This window comes from Rhodoglobus vestalii (assembly GCF_006788895.1).
GTDB lineage: Bacteria > Actinomycetota > Actinomycetes > Actinomycetales > Microbacteriaceae > Rhodoglobus > Rhodoglobus vestalii.
The window spans coordinates 2,013,222-2,027,181 of record NZ_VFRA01000001.1; the positions used below are offsets into that span (position 1 = coordinate 2,013,222).

22 protein-coding genes and 1 pseudogene are annotated in these 13,960 nt (G+C 60.0%); all 23 read left to right on the forward strand.

Annotated features, from left to right (window positions below):
* The first annotated feature begins 8 nt into the window (after positions 1-8).
* The gene (gene hutU, locus FB472_RS09855; RefSeq protein ID WP_141990755.1) at positions 9-1,658 is read left to right on the forward strand and encodes a urocanate hydratase; all 1,650 of its coding nucleotides are present in this window, start codon (positions 9-11) and stop codon (positions 1,656-1,658) included.
* A complete protein-coding gene (locus FB472_RS09860) occupies positions 1,645-2,502 on the forward strand; it encodes an agmatinase family protein (RefSeq protein WP_141990756.1) in 858 nt (285 codons plus the stop codon). Before hutU ends, FB472_RS09860 begins: the two co-directional genes overlap by 14 nt.
* Positions 2,499-3,668: an imidazolonepropionase gene (gene hutI / locus FB472_RS09865; protein WP_141990757.1), complete on the forward strand. Its 1,170-nt coding sequence runs from the start codon at positions 2,499-2,501 to the stop codon at positions 3,666-3,668. The genes FB472_RS09860 and hutI overlap by 4 nt, the downstream gene beginning before the upstream one ends.
* 413 nt (positions 3,669-4,081) lie before the next feature.
* Positions 4,082-4,390, forward strand: a complete 309-nt coding sequence (rpsJ, locus tag FB472_RS09870; RefSeq protein WP_009773132.1) for a 30S ribosomal protein S10 — start codon at positions 4,082-4,084, stop codon at positions 4,388-4,390.
* A gap of 40 nt (positions 4,391-4,430) precedes the next feature.
* The gene (gene rplC / locus FB472_RS09875; RefSeq protein ID WP_021809338.1) at positions 4,431-5,081 is read left to right on the forward strand and encodes a 50S ribosomal protein L3; all 651 of its coding nucleotides are present in this window, start codon (positions 4,431-4,433) and stop codon (positions 5,079-5,081) included.
* A gap of 5 nt (positions 5,082-5,086) precedes the next feature.
* Positions 5,087-5,746, forward strand: coding sequence for a 50S ribosomal protein L4 (rplD, locus tag FB472_RS09880; RefSeq protein ID WP_021809339.1), 660 nt, complete (start codon positions 5,087-5,089; stop codon positions 5,744-5,746).
* The gene (gene rplW / locus FB472_RS09885) at positions 5,743-6,042 is read left to right on the forward strand and encodes a 50S ribosomal protein L23 (protein ID WP_009773129.1); all 300 of its coding nucleotides are present in this window, start codon (positions 5,743-5,745) and stop codon (positions 6,040-6,042) included. Before rplD ends, rplW begins: the two co-directional genes overlap by 4 nt.
* Positions 6,043-6,059: 17 nt before the next feature.
* The gene (gene rplB, locus FB472_RS09890) at positions 6,060-6,899 is read left to right on the forward strand and encodes a 50S ribosomal protein L2 (RefSeq protein WP_021809340.1); all 840 of its coding nucleotides are present in this window, start codon (positions 6,060-6,062) and stop codon (positions 6,897-6,899) included.
* Positions 6,900-6,914: 15 nt separating this feature from the next.
* Positions 6,915-7,196 carry a 30S ribosomal protein S19 gene (gene rpsS, locus FB472_RS09895; RefSeq protein WP_141990758.1) on the forward strand — a complete coding sequence of 94 codons (282 nt, stop codon included), beginning with the start codon at positions 6,915-6,917 and terminating at the stop codon, positions 7,194-7,196.
* A gap of 24 nt (positions 7,197-7,220) precedes the next feature.
* Positions 7,221-7,613 carry a 50S ribosomal protein L22 gene (rplV, locus tag FB472_RS09900; protein ID WP_021809342.1) on the forward strand — a complete coding sequence of 131 codons (393 nt, stop codon included), beginning with the start codon at positions 7,221-7,223 and terminating at the stop codon, positions 7,611-7,613.
* Entirely contained in the window at positions 7,613-8,440 is an 828-nt protein-coding gene (rpsC, locus tag FB472_RS09905) for a 30S ribosomal protein S3 (protein ID WP_141990759.1), read from the forward strand. Before rplV ends, rpsC begins: the two co-directional genes overlap by 1 nt.
* Positions 8,441-8,442: 2 nt before the next feature.
* Positions 8,443-8,862, forward strand: coding sequence for a 50S ribosomal protein L16 (rplP, locus tag FB472_RS09910; RefSeq protein ID WP_021809344.1), 420 nt, complete (start codon positions 8,443-8,445; stop codon positions 8,860-8,862).
* Positions 8,862-9,194, forward strand: a complete 333-nt coding sequence (gene rpmC, locus FB472_RS14500; RefSeq protein ID WP_021809345.1) for a 50S ribosomal protein L29 — start codon at positions 8,862-8,864, stop codon at positions 9,192-9,194. The genes rplP and rpmC overlap by 1 nt, the downstream gene beginning before the upstream one ends.
* A gap of 2 nt (positions 9,195-9,196) precedes the next feature.
* Positions 9,197-9,493, forward strand: a complete 297-nt coding sequence (gene rpsQ / locus FB472_RS09920; RefSeq protein ID WP_021809346.1) for a 30S ribosomal protein S17 — start codon at positions 9,197-9,199, stop codon at positions 9,491-9,493.
* Positions 9,493-9,864: a 50S ribosomal protein L14 gene (gene rplN, locus FB472_RS09925; RefSeq protein WP_010203824.1), complete on the forward strand. Its 372-nt coding sequence runs from the start codon at positions 9,493-9,495 to the stop codon at positions 9,862-9,864. Before rpsQ ends, rplN begins: the two co-directional genes overlap by 1 nt.
* Positions 9,865-9,866: 2 nt before the next feature.
* Positions 9,867-10,202: pseudogene (rplX, locus tag FB472_RS09930) on the forward strand (50S ribosomal protein L24); the annotation flags it as partial.
* A gap of 107 nt (positions 10,203-10,309) precedes the next feature.
* Positions 10,310-10,900 (forward strand): 50S ribosomal protein L5, encoded by a 591-nt coding sequence (gene rplE / locus FB472_RS09935; protein WP_021809348.1) that lies wholly within the window; start codon positions 10,310-10,312, stop codon positions 10,898-10,900.
* A gap of 73 nt (positions 10,901-10,973) precedes the next feature.
* Positions 10,974-11,372, forward strand: a complete 399-nt coding sequence (gene rpsH, locus FB472_RS09940; protein WP_021809349.1) for a 30S ribosomal protein S8 — start codon at positions 10,974-10,976, stop codon at positions 11,370-11,372.
* Positions 11,373-11,378: 6 nt separating this feature from the next.
* Positions 11,379-11,915, forward strand: a complete 537-nt coding sequence (gene rplF / locus FB472_RS09945) for a 50S ribosomal protein L6 (protein ID WP_021809350.1) — start codon at positions 11,379-11,381, stop codon at positions 11,913-11,915.
* A gap of 2 nt (positions 11,916-11,917) precedes the next feature.
* Complete coding sequence (rplR, locus tag FB472_RS09950) at positions 11,918-12,289, forward strand: 50S ribosomal protein L18 (RefSeq protein ID WP_035897489.1); 372 nt, start codon at positions 11,918-11,920, stop codon at positions 12,287-12,289.
* Complete coding sequence (gene rpsE / locus FB472_RS09955) at positions 12,286-13,011, forward strand: 30S ribosomal protein S5 (RefSeq protein ID WP_021809352.1); 726 nt, start codon at positions 12,286-12,288, stop codon at positions 13,009-13,011. Before rplR ends, rpsE begins: the two co-directional genes overlap by 4 nt.
* A complete protein-coding gene (rpmD, locus tag FB472_RS09960; protein WP_009773114.1) occupies positions 13,011-13,196 on the forward strand; it encodes a 50S ribosomal protein L30 in 186 nt (61 codons plus the stop codon). Before rpsE ends, rpmD begins: the two co-directional genes overlap by 1 nt.
* The gene (gene rplO / locus FB472_RS09965) at positions 13,196-13,942 is read left to right on the forward strand and encodes a 50S ribosomal protein L15 (protein ID WP_141990761.1); all 747 of its coding nucleotides are present in this window, start codon (positions 13,196-13,198) and stop codon (positions 13,940-13,942) included. The genes rpmD and rplO overlap by 1 nt, the downstream gene beginning before the upstream one ends.
* Positions 13,943-13,960: the final 18 nt, after the last annotated feature.

Sequence of the window (13,960 nt, forward strand, 5' to 3'; positions counted from 1 at the left end):
GAGCAATCATGATTAGGGCACACCGCGGAAGCACCCTCAACACTCTGGGCTGGCAGCAGGAGGGCGCCCTGCGCATGCTGCAAAACAACCTCGACCCTGAGGTTGCTGAACATCCCGAAGATCTCGTGGTTTATGGCGGCACGGGCAAGGCTGCCCGCGACTGGCCGAGCTATCACGCGATTGTGCGCTCGCTGACTACCCTCAAGAATGACGAGACCCTGCTCGTTCAGTCCGGCAAGCCCGTGGGCGTCATGCAGACCCATGAGTGGGCGCCGCGGGTGCTGCTGGCCAACTCCAACCTGGTGGGCGACTGGGCCAACTGGGATGAATTCCGCCGACTCGAACAGCTCGGTCTCACCATGTACGGCCAAATGACGGCGGGCTCGTGGATTTACATCGGCACTCAGGGCATTCTGCAGGGCACCTATGAAACATTCGCTGCGGTCGCGGCAAAACGTTTCGGCGGAACACTGGCCGGCACCATTACTCTCACGGCTGGCCTCGGAGGTATGGGCGGCGCTCAGCCGCTGGCCGTAACCATGAATGATGGTGTCGCGATCTGTATCGATGTTGACCAGAGTCGCATCACTCGCCGCATTGATCACGGCTACCTCGATGTTGAGGCCAAGTCGCTTGCGCACGCAGTCGAACTGGCGGTAGCGGCACGCGACGCCAAGAAGCCACTCTCGATTGGTGTGCTGGCCAATGCCGCCGCTGCAGTTCCCGAGCTTCTCGCGATGGGTGCCCCCATTGACATCGTCACCGACCAGACCAGCGCACACGACCCGCTGGCGTACCTTCCGCTTGGCGTCAACTTCGATGATTGGAAGAGTGCAAGAAAGGATCCCGGCTTCGCTCAGCGCTCGCGCGAATCGATGGCAGTTCACGTTGAGGGCATGGTTGGATTTCAGCAGCAGGGAGCCGAAGTTTTCGATTACGGCAACAACCTCCGCACCGAGGCGCTCGCGGCGGGCTATGCAAATGCGTTCGCTTTTCCCGGCTTCGTTCCGGCCTACATTCGTCCCCTGTTCGCCGAGGGTAAGGGGCCCTTCCGGTGGGCCGCGCTCAGTGGTGAGGCCAGCGACATCCATAAGACGGATCAAGCGATCCTCACGCTCTTTCCCGAAAACGAATCGCTGGCACGCTGGATCAAGCTCGCGGGCGACCGGGTGCACTTCGAGGGTCTTCCCGCGCGCATTTGCTGGCTCGGCTATGGCGAGCGCGACAAGGCGGGGTTGCTCTTCAACGACATGGTTGCCTCGGGCGAACTTGCCGCACCGCTGGCTATTGGTCGCGATCACCTCGATAGCGGTTCGGTTGCGTCTCCCTACCGCGAGACGGAAGCGATGAAGGATGGCTCCGATGCCATCGCTGACTGGCCGCTTCTGAACGCACTGGTCAATACCTCGTCGGGTGCAACCTGGGTGTCGATTCACCACGGTGGTGGCGTCGGGATTGGTCGTTCGATCCACGCCGGGCAGGTCACGGTCGCCGACGGCACCGACCTGGCCGCGCAAAAACTGGAGCGTGTCTTGACCAACGATCCGGGCATGGGGGTGATTCGCCACGTGGATGCTGGCTACGATGAGGCCATCGCCGTTGCCGACAACCTTGGCGTACGCATCCCGATGACGGAGGGTGACAATGCTCAGCTCTGACCCACTGTGGCCGCGCGCGGGGGATTGGCCTTCGCAGGTCAACGATGAGTGGGCGGATGTCGCACTGATCGGCATGCCAACGTCGCGTACGTCGCTTTCTCCGACTCAGGCGCACACCACGCCTACCGCGGTGCGGGAGGCACTGCGGCGATATGCCGCGCTGACCGATCTTCGCATCGTCGACGTCGGTAACGTGCGTGAGCCTGACCTCAACGAGCAGGGGGCGATTGATGCGGTTGCAGGCGTGCGCGCTGAACTGGTCATCGCCCTGGGTGGTGACAACGCGGCGACGGTGCCAACGACGTTGGGCCGGTGGGGCAGCAACCTTCCCAAGGCCGGGTTGATCACGCTCGACGCCCACTATGACCTGCGCGACGGCACGACCAATGGTTCGCCGGTTCGTCGGCTGCTTGAGGCGGGGCTCGATGGGCGCCGTGTGGTGCAGATCGGGATCGAACCGCTCGCCAATTCGCTCGCCTATGCCCAGCGTGCCCGGGATGCCGGAATCACCGTGATCACTCGCGAAGAGTTGTTGACCCGCCCGATGGCCGACGTGATGGCACAGGCGCTAGAAATTGCGGGGGCGGGCGGCGGGCCCATCCACGTTGATCTCGATGTCGATGTCTGTGATCGCGCAATCGCCCCGGGGTGCCCCGCTTCGGTTCCCGGCGGCATCTCGGCACTGGAGCTGCGCACGGCAGCGCGTCTCGCCGGCGCGCATCCGGCCGTCGCATCGATTGACCTGGTCGAGGTGGATGCCGCCGCCGACTCCGCCGATGAACGGACCGTTCGACTGGTGGCACTCTGTGTTCTCGAGGCGATCTCGGGGGTTGCGTCGCGATGACCAGCACCGTCGTTGAGAACATCGGCTCTCTCCTTACTCATGATGCTGAGCGGCCGGAGCTTTCGGACGCTGCGATCGTGTTCGACGAAGGTCGGGTGCGCTGGTGGGGCGCCTCGTTGGACGCGCCGGCGGCAGACACCAGGGTTGATGCGAGGGGTGGCTGTGTACTCCCGGGTTTTGTCGACAGCCACAGCCACCTGCTTTTTGCGGGCGATCGTTCGGATGAGTTCGAGGCTCGCATGGCCGGCCAGCGTTACGAGGCTGGCGGGATTCGTTCCACTGTGAAGCTCTCGCGTGAGGCAAGCGACGAGCAGTTGCTGTCGAATGCGTCGGCGTTGGTTGCCGAGATGCGGCGCCAGGGCACGACGACGATCGAAATCAAGAGCGGTTACGGCTTGAGCGTGCCTGACGAAGCACGCATGCTGCGCCTGGCTTCCACCCTGACCTCCGAGACCACCTTTTTGGGGGCACACGTTGTGCCCGACGAATTTGCGGATGACCGTGCAGCGTACGTGCGCCTGGTCACGGGGGAGATGCTCGATGCCTGTGCTCCCCATTCGCGCTGGATTGACGTGTTCTGCGACAACGGCGCGTTCTCCGAAGACGAGACGCGCGACATTATCGGCGCCGGCCTTGCTCGAGGGCTGGGTGCCCGCCTGCACGGCGCACAACTGGCTGAGTCTGGCGCGGTGCTGCTGGCCGTCGAATTGGGAGCCGCCAGCGTCGACCACTGCACCTATCTCAGCGATGCCGATGTGGATGCTCTCTCCGGCAGCACCACGGTCGCCGGACTGCTTCCCGGCGTGGAGTTTTCTACGAAACACCCGTTCGTGGATGCACGGCGACTCATCGACGCGGGAGTGACGGTGGCGCTGGCCAGCGACTGCAATCCGGGTTCCAGCTTCACCTCATCCATCCCATTCTGTATTGCTCTGGCGGTGCGGGAGATGGGAATGACAACACTGGAAGCGGTGACGGCCGCCACGCTCGGGGGCGCGCAGTCATTGCGTCGTGACGATGTGGGCCACTTGAAGGTGGGTGCGCGGGCAAATGCTCAGATTCTGGATGCTCCCCACTACCGCCATGTGGCCTACCGGCCCGGTGTTCCTCTCGTGCAGAGCGTGTTCGTGGATGGCATTCAGGAGTTAGTGAATCAGGCTCGTTGAGTGGCCGAAAAAGCGCACAAAAAATCCGACACGCCCGGGTTGCAGCAAATGCCGGGATGTGACAGACTCTTCTAGTTCAACATTTCGCCGCCATGCGCGCGCGGATCACTCCCAGGCAGTGCATAGTTCCACATCGTAGGTCTCGCGTAAATCGTGTGATCTGCACAGTGAAGTAGCTAGGCCGCGGGGAGCAGAACCAAGCTTAACCAACTCCCCACAGCTTCTCGCAAGAGAACATTGTCGTGAAAGCGACAGTGCTGCGGGTTGGTATCACAAGCAGTGACAGCAACAACTTGACAGATAAATAGTGGTGCGAAAGCAAAAGTGCTGAGCGGCGCCGGGTGGCAACACTGGCCTACGAACAGCGCAGGTGAACGCAGTACAGCCAAAGTACTAAGGGAAGAGAGCCAGTCATGGCGGGACAGAAGATCCGCATTCGACTTAAGTCGTACGACCACGAGGTCATCGACTCGTCGGCACGCAAAATCGTCGACACGGTAACCCGAGCGGGTGCCACGGTAGTAGGCCCAGTGCCGCTGCCCACAGAAAAGAACGTGATTGCGGTCATCCGCTCTCCCCACAAGTACAAGGACAGCCGCGAGCACTTCGAGAAGCGCACCCACAAGCGGCTCATCGACATAATCGATCCGACGCCGAAGGCTGTTGATTCGCTCATGCGTCTCGACCTGCCGGCCGACGTCAACATCGAGATCAAGCTTTAGCTCGCGCAGTTATTGAGCGACAGAGCCGATAAGGAAAATAATGTCTATAACTAAGACGACCAAGGGTCTGCTGGGCAAGAAGCTCGGCATGACGCAGGTCTGGGATGAGAACAACAAGCTCATTCCGGTGACCGTTGTCGAAATCACCCCGAACGTGGTCACGCAATTGCGCACCCCCGAGGTTGATGGATACAGCGCTGTGCAAATTGCATACGGCCAGATTGACCCCCGCAAGGTCACCAAGCCGCTCACCGGTCATTTCGACAAGGCTGGTGTTACGCCTCGCCGTCATCTCACCGAGATTCGCACCCCCGACGCCGCGGAGTACACCGTTGGCCAGGAGCTCGCTGTCGACATCTTCACCCCCGGCTCGAAGGTCGACGTTGTCGGCACGAGCAAGGGTAAAGGTTTTGCTGGTGTTATGAAGCGACACAACTTCAAGGGTGTTTCTTCGAGCCACGGTTCGCACCGTAACCACCGCAAGCCTGGTTCCATTGGCGCCTCGTCGACCCCCAGCCGTGTCTTCAAGGGCATGCGCATGGCCGGTCGTATGGGTGGTGACCGGGTAACGGTCATGAACCTTGCCGTCCACGCGATCGACCTCGAGAAGGGACTCGTGCTCATCAAGGGCGCCGTTCCCGGCGCTCGCGGCCGCATCGTCTTCGTCCGCAACGCAGTGAAGGGGGCGTAGTACACATGGCTACCTCCATCGACGTCATCGACGCCAAGGGCAAGAAGGTCGACTCTGTCGAACTTCCCGCCGAGATCTTCGACGTGCAGACCAACGTTCCCCTCATCCACCAGGTTGTTGTCGCCCAGCGTGCAGCAGCACGTCAGGGCACGCACAACACCCTGCGTCGTGGTGAAGTTTCGGGTTCAGGTCGCAAGCCGTTCAAGCAGAAGGGAACCGGTCGCGCTCGTCAGGGTTCGATCCGTGCTCCCCAGATGAAGGGTGGTGGAATCGTTCACGGTCCACACCCGCGTGACTACTCACAGCGCACCCCCAAGAAGATGATTGCCGCGGCCCTTCGCGGCATGCTGTCTGACCGGGCCCGCGGTGAGCGCATTCACGTCATCGATGCACTGTCCGTAGACAACAAGCCGTCGACAAAGACTGTTTCGGCATTGCTCACGGGCATCGCACCGAGCAAGAACGTACTCGTGGTGCTTGAGCGTGAAGACGCAAACAGCCTCAAGAGCCTCCGCAACCTCGACACGGTTCACGTTCTGTCCTACGACCAGCTCAACGCCTACGACGTCGTCGTCAGCGACGACATCGTGTTCAGCAAGGGCGCTTTCGATGCGTTTGTTGCTTTCAACACCAAGTCTTCGAACAAGGAAGAGGTCAGCGCATGACCGTCACGTACAAGGACCCACGCGACATCATCATCGCTCCCGTGGTTTCCGAGAAGAGCTACAACCTCATTGACATGGGCAAGTACACCTTCGAGGTAGACCCCCGTGCGAACAAGACCGAGATCAAGCTCGCAATTGAGAAGATCTTCAACGTCAAGGTCGACTCAGTCAACACGCTGAACCGCACGGGCAAGACCCGTCGCACCCGGTTCGGTATGGGCAAGCGCAAAGACACCAAGCGCGCCATCGTCACGCTCAAGTCCGGTTCTATCGACATCTTCACCGCTGTCGGCTAGGGACCAAGGAGAAACTAATGGCTATTCGCAAGTACAAGCCCACGACGCCTGGTCGTCGTGGCTCCTCGGTTGCAGACTTTGCTGAGATCACCCGTTCTACCCCAGAGAAGTCGCTTCTGCGCCCTCTGCCCAAGACTGGTGGCCGCAACAACGCAGGTCGCATCACGAGCCGTCACGTTGGTGGTGGCCACAAGCGCCAGTACCGCGTCATCGACTTCAAGCGCAACGACAAAGATGGCGTAAATGCCCGCGTTGCCGAGATCGAGTACGACCCCAACCGCACCGCCCGTATCGCACTGCTGCACTTTGTTGATGGCAGCAAGCGCTACATCATTGCGCCCAACAAGCTCAAGCAGGGCGACATCATCGAGTCGGGTGCTGGCGCTGACATCAAGCCTGGCAACAACCTGCCGATGAAGAACATCCCCGTCGGTACGGTCATTCACATGATCGAACTGCGCCCCGGTGCCGGCGCCAAGATGGCCCGTTCCGCTGGTGCATCCGTTCGGCTCGTTGCAAAAGAGGGCCCTTACGCGCAGCTGCGTTTGCCTTCCGGCGAAATCCGCAACGTTGACGTTCGTTGCCGCGCAACAATCGGCGAGGTCGGCAATGCCGAGCAGTCGAACATTAACTGGGGTAAGGCCGGCCGGATGCGCTGGAAGGGTGTCCGCCCGACCGTGCGTGGTGTCGCCATGAACCCCGTCGACCACCCCCACGGTGGTGGTGAGGGTAAGACGTCCGGTGGACGTCACCCCGTTTCCCCTTGGGGCCAGGCAGAGGGGCGCACTCGTAAGCGCAAACTGCCCAGTGACCAGCTCATCGTTCGCCGCCGCAATGCCGGCAAGAAGCGCAAGTAGTAGGAGAGTCAGAAGATGCCACGCAGTCTGAAGAAGGGCCCCTTCGTCGACGACCACCTCCTGCAAAAGGTTGTCAAGGCGAACGAAGCCAAGAGCAAGAACGTAATCAAGACCTGGTCACGCCGCTCAATGATCGTTCCAGCAATGCTGGGCCACACGATCGCGGTACACGATGGTCGCAAGCACATTCCGGTGTACATCACCGAAACGATGGTTGGGCACAAGCTCGGCGAGTTTTCGCCCACCCGTACCTTCCGTGGACACGTGAAAGACGACAAGAAGGGTCGCCGCCGCTAACGCGGTGGTGAAGGAGGTAGAGAAATGGTGGAGTCGATCGCACGCGTGCGTCACATCCGCGTGACCCCCATGAAGGCTCGTCGCGTCGTCAACATGATCCGCGGCAAGCAAGCACAGGAAGCACTGGCAATTTTGAAGTTCGCACCCCAGGGAGCGAGCGAGCCGGTCTACAAGCTGGTTGCGTCTGCAATCGCCAATGCGCGAGTTACTGCAGACAAAACGAACAGCTTCTTAGACGAGCAGGATCTGATCATCTCGAAGGCGTTTGTCGATGATGGAGCCACGTTGAAGCGTTTCCAGCCGCGTGCCCAAGGCCGCGCGTTCCAGATCCTGAAGCGCACCAGCCACATCACGATTGTTCTGGCCACGCCAGACCACGTCGTTGAAGCCAAGGCCGACAAGGCAGGAAAGAAGTAATGGGACAGAAGGTAAACCCCTACGGTTTCCGTCTGGGAATCACCACCGACCACGTGTCGCGCTGGTTCTCCGACAGCACCAAGCCGGGTCAGCGTTACAGCGATTACGTTGCAGAGGATATAAAAATCCGCAATCTGCTCAAGTCGAACCTCGACCGTGCAGGTGTCGCTCGTATTGAAATCGAGCGCACTCGTGACCGCGTCCGCGTAGACATTCACACCGCCCGTCCGGGCATCGTGATCGGTCGCCGCGGCGCCGAGGCAGAGCGTATTCGTGGAGAGCTCGAAAAGCTCTCCGGTAAGCAGATTCAGCTCAACATCCTCGAGGTGAAGAACCCCGAGGCTGAAGCCCAGCTCGTTGCACAGGGAATCGCCGAGCAGCTCGCTGCCCGTGTTGCCTTCCGTCGTGCAATGCGTAAGGGCCTCCAGGGTGCCCAGCGCGCCGGCGCCAAGGGTGTTCGCATCCAGGTATCGGGTCGTTTGGGTGGCGCAGAAATGAGCCGCTCCGAGTACTACCGTGAGGGTCGCGTACCGCTGCACACGCTTCGCGCAAACATCGACTATGGCTTCTATGAGGCCAAGACCACTTTCGGTCGCATCGGTGTCAAGGTGTGGATCTACAAGGGCGATATCACCAACAAGGAGCTCGCTCGCGAGCAGGCCAACCAGAAGTCATCGCGCCCCGAGCGTCGCGATGGTGGCGACCGCGGCGGCCGTCGTACCGGTGGCCCTTCGTCCGCGCCCAAGGCTGAAGCACCCAAGGCTGAAGCACCCAAGGCTGACGCCCCAAAGGCAGAAGCACCGGCTGCAGCAGGAGTTGAGGCTTAACTATGTTGATTCCGCGTAAGGTCAAGTTCCGCAAGCAACACCACCCCAGCCGCAGCGGTCACGCTACCGGTGGTACCACGGTGTCGTTTGGCGAGTACGGCATTCAAGCTCTGACGCCGGCATACGTAACGAACCGCCAGATTGAGGCAGCTCGTATCGCTATGACGCGTCACATCAAGCGTGGTGGGAAGGTGTGGATCAACATCTACCCCGACCGCCCGCTCACCAAAAAGCCCGCTGAAACCCGCATGGGTTCCGGTAAGGGTTCGCCCGAGTGGTGGGTCGCCAACGTCAAGCCAGGTCGCGTGCTCTTCGAGCTCAGCGGTGTGGACGAGACTGTTGCGCGCGAAGCTCTCACTCGTGCTATTCACAAGCTGCCCCTCAAGGCACGCATCATCAAGCGCGAGGAGGGCGACGCATAATGGCGATCGGATCCAAGGAGCTAGCCCCAACCGAGCTAGACACTTATGAAGACGAGCGACTCATTGACGAGCTGAAGAAAGCGAAGGAAGAACTTTTCAACCTCCGCTTCCAGGCCGCAACGGGTCAACTCGACAGCCACGGACGGATTCGCGCTGTTAAGCGTGACATCGCTCGCATCTACACGGTTATCCGTGAACGCGAGCTGGGCATCCGGGCAACCCCTGCTGCTATCGAGGCTCCTGCAAAAGAGACCAAGAAGCGCAGCACCAAGAAGGCAGACGCCGCGGATAAGACTGCAGCAGATGCCACCGACGAGACGAAGGAGGCGTAGTCATGGCCAAGGTTGAAGACAAGAAGACCGCGGAGACCGCCGAGGTCGCTCGTGGGTACCGCAAGGCCCGTCGTGGAATTGTGACCAGTGACAAGATGGATAAGACCATCGTCGTCATAGTCGAAGACCGCGTGAAGCACCCGCTGTACGGCAAGGTTGTCCGCCGTAACTCCAAGGTGAAGGTTCACGACGAGGCCAACACGGCCGGCGTCGGTGACTCAGTTCTAATCAGCGAGACCCGTCCGCTCAGCGCCACGAAGCGCTGGCGTCTGGTCGAGATCCTCGAAAAGGCTAAGTAATGCTTCAGCAGGAATCCCGAGTAAAGGTTGCCGATAACACCGGCGCCAAGGAGCTCCTCACGATTCGCGTTCTCGGCGGTTCAGGCCGTCGTTACGCAGGTCTCGGCGATGTCATTGTGGCAACCGTCAAAGACGCGATTCCCGGCGGAAACGTCAAGAAGGGTGAGGTCGTCAAGGCCGTCATCGTTCGCGTCATCAAGCAGACTCGTCGTTCCGACGGTTCATACATCAAGTTTGATGAGAACGCTGCCGTAATCCTCAAGTCCGATGGTGGAGACCCCCGTGGTACTCGCATCTTCGGGCCGGTCGGCCGCGAGCTTCGTGACAAGAAGTTCATGAAGATCATCTCTCTCGCACCGGAGGTGCTGTAGTTATGGCAAAGATTCGCAAGGGTGACCTCGTACAGGTCATCAGCGGCCAGACCCAAGAGCGCGGCGGAAGCCGTGGCAAGCAGGGTCGTGTTATCAGGGTTATCGCAGGAAAGGACCGCGTCGTTGTGGAGGGTGTCAACTTTGTCACCAAGCACGTCAAGGTCGGCCAGACTCAGCGGGGAACCAAGACCGGCGGCATCGAGACAATGGAGGCACCGATTCACGTGTCGAACATTGCTCTCGTTGACCCCGAGACCAAGCTCCCGGCACGTGTTGGCTTTACCGTCGGCACCGATGACCGCGGAAAGACCACACGCGAGCGCGTCTTCAAGAAGTCGCGCCGCGTAGAGACCAAGAAGTCGAAGGCAGCCAAGGCTGAGCCCACGGCTTCGACGAAGGATGCCGACAAGGCAACCGAGAAAGCAACCGAGAAGGACGCAGACTAATGACCACGACTGCACCAGCAGCTGGCAAAATCCAGCCGCGCCTCAAGCAGAAGTACCGCACGGAGATCGCGGCGCAGCTCACGAAAGATCTTGGGTTCACCAACGTGCACCAGGTTCCGGGGATCGTTAAGGTCGTCGTAAACACCGGTGTTGGCGAAGCAGCTCGGGACGGCAAGATCATCGATGGGGCCGTCAAGGACCTCACCGCGATCACCGGTCAGAAGCCCTATGTAACCAGCGCTCGCAAGTCGATCGCCCAGTTCAAGCTTCGTGAAGGGCAGCCCATTGGCGCACACGTTACCCTCCGTGGTGACCGTGCCTGGGAATTCCTTGATCGGCTCATCTCGCTTGCGCTTCCCCGCATCCGCGACTTCCGTGGCCTTTCGGACAAGCAGTTCGATGGCAACGGCAACTACACGTTCGGCCTCACAGAGCAGTCAGTGTTCCACGAGATCGATCAGGACAAGATTGACCGCGTTCGTGGTTTCGACATCACAATCGTGACCACTGCGAAGAACAACGAAGAGGGACGCGCGCTATTGAAGGCACTCGGCTTCCCGTTCCGTGCTGCAGAGAACGCATCTAACTAACCAAGCATCACTAATCGACCAGGTCGGCCTTCGTGTAACGGATGCCGAAACCAGTTGAGACAGGAAACACATAATGACAATGACAGATCCGGTCGCTGACATGCTGACCAGACTGCGTAATGCCAACTCGGCGCACCACGACAGCGTTTCAATGCCTAACAGCAAGCTGAAGTCGCGCTTGGCAGAAATGCTGAAAGCCGAGGGATACATCCTCAGCTGGAGCACCGAAGATGCTCGTGTGGGCCAGACCCTCATGATCGAACTCAAGTACAGCCCTACTCGCGAGCGTTCCATCAAGGGAATCAAGCGCGTCTCGAAGCCTGGCCTTCGTGTCTACGCTCGCTCAACCGAAATCCCCAAGGTTCTTGGCGGACTCGGTGTGGCCATTTTGTCCACCTCCTCTGGTCTGCTGACCGACAAAGAGGCGACTAAGAAGGGCGTAGGTGGGGAAGTCCTCGCTTACGTGTGGTAACCCAAAATGTCACGAATCGGAAGACTTCCTATTGATGTCCCCGCCGGTGTCACCATCAGCATCGACGGACAGAACGTTGCGGTTAAGGGCCCGAAGGGTGAGCTTGCGCTCACCGTCAGCGTGCCGATCGCAGTAGCGCTCGAAGACGGTCAGGTTCTCGTAACCCGTCCCAATGACGAGCGCGAATCACGTTCACTTCACGGCTTGACCCGCACGTTGATCGCCAACCAGATTGTCGGCGTCACCGACGGTTACACCAAGGGCCTCGAGGTCGTTGGTACTGGTTACCGTGTAACGGCAAAGGGCAACTCAGTCGAGTTCGCTCTCGGGTACTCGCACTCGATCACCGTTGACCCGCCCGCAGGCATTAGCTTCGCGGTCGAGGGCAACAACAAACTAGTTGTCAGCGGCATCGACAAGCAGGCGGTTGGCGAAGTAGCAGCCAATATTCGTAAATTGCGCAAGCCAGAGCCTTACAAGGGCAAGGGTGTGCGCTACGCCGGCGAAGTTGTTCGTCGCAAGGCCGGAAAGAGTGGTAAGTAGACATGGCTCTCGGAACCAGAGGTAAGAGCAAGTCGGCCGCTAAAGGCCGCAGGCACGCACGTCTCCGCAAGAAAGTTGTGGGCACCGAGGTGCGCCCCCGTCTCGTGGTTACGCGCTCAGCGCGTCACGTATTCGTTCAGGTTGTCGATGACTCCAAGGGTGTCACCGTAGCCTCAGCGTCGACCATGGAGTCGAGCATGCGTACGTTTGATGGCGACAAGACCGCCAAGGCACGCAAGATCGGCGAAATGGTCGCCGAACGTGCCAAGCAGGCCGGTGTTGAGGCCGTCGTATTTGATCGTGGTGGAAGCCGATACGCAGGTCGTGTCGCAGCTATCGCCGACGGAGCGCGAGAGGGTGGATTGAACCTGTGAGCGACAACCTGGAAAACAAGACAACGAACAAGGAGCAGGCCGTGGCCGCTGAGGCGACTAGCGCCATCTCCGTACCTGAGGTCGTCGTAGACGCCCCAGCAACCGATGTAACCAGTGAGCCTCGCGAGGCTCGTCGTGGCGGCCGTGAGCGTGGCCCCGACCGTGGTGGTCGTGGCGGAAACAACAGCCGTGACAACGACAAGAACCAGTTCTTGGAGCGAGTCGTCACCATCAACCGTGTATCGAAGGTAGTCAAGGGCGGGCGTCGCTTTAGCTTCACCGCTCTCGTCGTCGTCGGTGACGGTAACGGAATGGTTGGTGTCGGTTACGGCAAGGCCCGCGAAGTTCCCCTCGCGATCTCTAAGGGCGTTGAAGAGGCGAAGAAGAACTTCTTCCGCGTTCCTCGCGTCGCCGCATCGATCCCACATTCGGTTCAGGGCGAGGCTGCTGCAGGCGTAGTGCTGCTGCGTCCCGCATCCGCCGGTACCGGTGTTATCGCCGGTGGTCCCGTTCGCGCCGTACTTGAGTGCGCCGGAATTCATGACGTACTCAGCAAGTCACTCGGCTCTTCGAACACGATCAACATCGTCCACGCTACGGTCGCAGCACTCAAGCAGCTCGAAGAGCCTCGCTCGGTTGCCGCACGTCGTGGCCTCGATGCAGAACACGTTATCCCGGCACGCTTGCTGCGCGCCGAGGCTGAAGCTAAGGCAGGTGTCTGATGGCTGGTCGCCTGAAGGTAACCCAGATCAAGTCCAAAATTAGTGAGAAGCAAAACCAACGCGATACGCTGCGCAGCCTTGGGCTTAAGCGCATCGGTTCCGTTGTTGTGCGCGAGGACAACTCGCAGAACCGTGGTTATGTCAACACGGTCGCTCACCTTGTCAAAGTCGAGGAGATTGACTAATGGCTGACGAGAAAGAAACTCCAAAGAAGGCTGCCGCCCCCAAGAAGGCTGCTCCTGCTAAGAAGGACGCTGCTGCGAAGGCACCTGCGGCTAAGAAGTCAGCGCCGGCAAAGGCGACGACGGCTAAGGCTGCGGCTGACAAGCCTGCAACCAAGGCTCCTGCCGCTAAGGCTCCCGCTGCGAAGAAGGCTGCTCCGGCTGCCAAGTCGACGACGGCTAGCGCTGCCGCCGACAAGCCCGCAGCAAATGCTCCTGCCGCAAAGTCATCGACCGCCAAGAAGGCGTCGAGCGACATTGCGGCAAGCCGCCCGCAGGTCCTCAAAATGCACCACCTTCGCCCCGCTCCCGGAGCCAAGAAAGACAGAATGCGTGTTGGTCGTGGTGAGGGATCCAAGGGTAAAACCGCGGGTCGTGGAACAAAGGGAACCAAGGCGCGCTACAACATGCGGCTCGGTTTCGAGGGTGGAAACATCAACTTCGTTATGCGTGCACCTAAATTGCGCGGATTCAAGAACCCGTTCCGAGTTGAGTATCAGGTTGTAAACCTTGAAAAACTCGCGGAACTTTACCCCAAGGGTGGCGATGTAACCATCGCTGACCTCGTATCAAAGGGTGCCGTTCGCAAGAACGAAAAGGTCAAGGTTCTTGGTCAGGGCGACATTGCGGTTAAGCTGAATGTTGTAGTTGACAAGGTCTCCGGATCCGCTGAGCAGAAGATTGTTGCGGCCGGCGGTTCGGTTCAGTAACTGTCACTGCGCGAGACG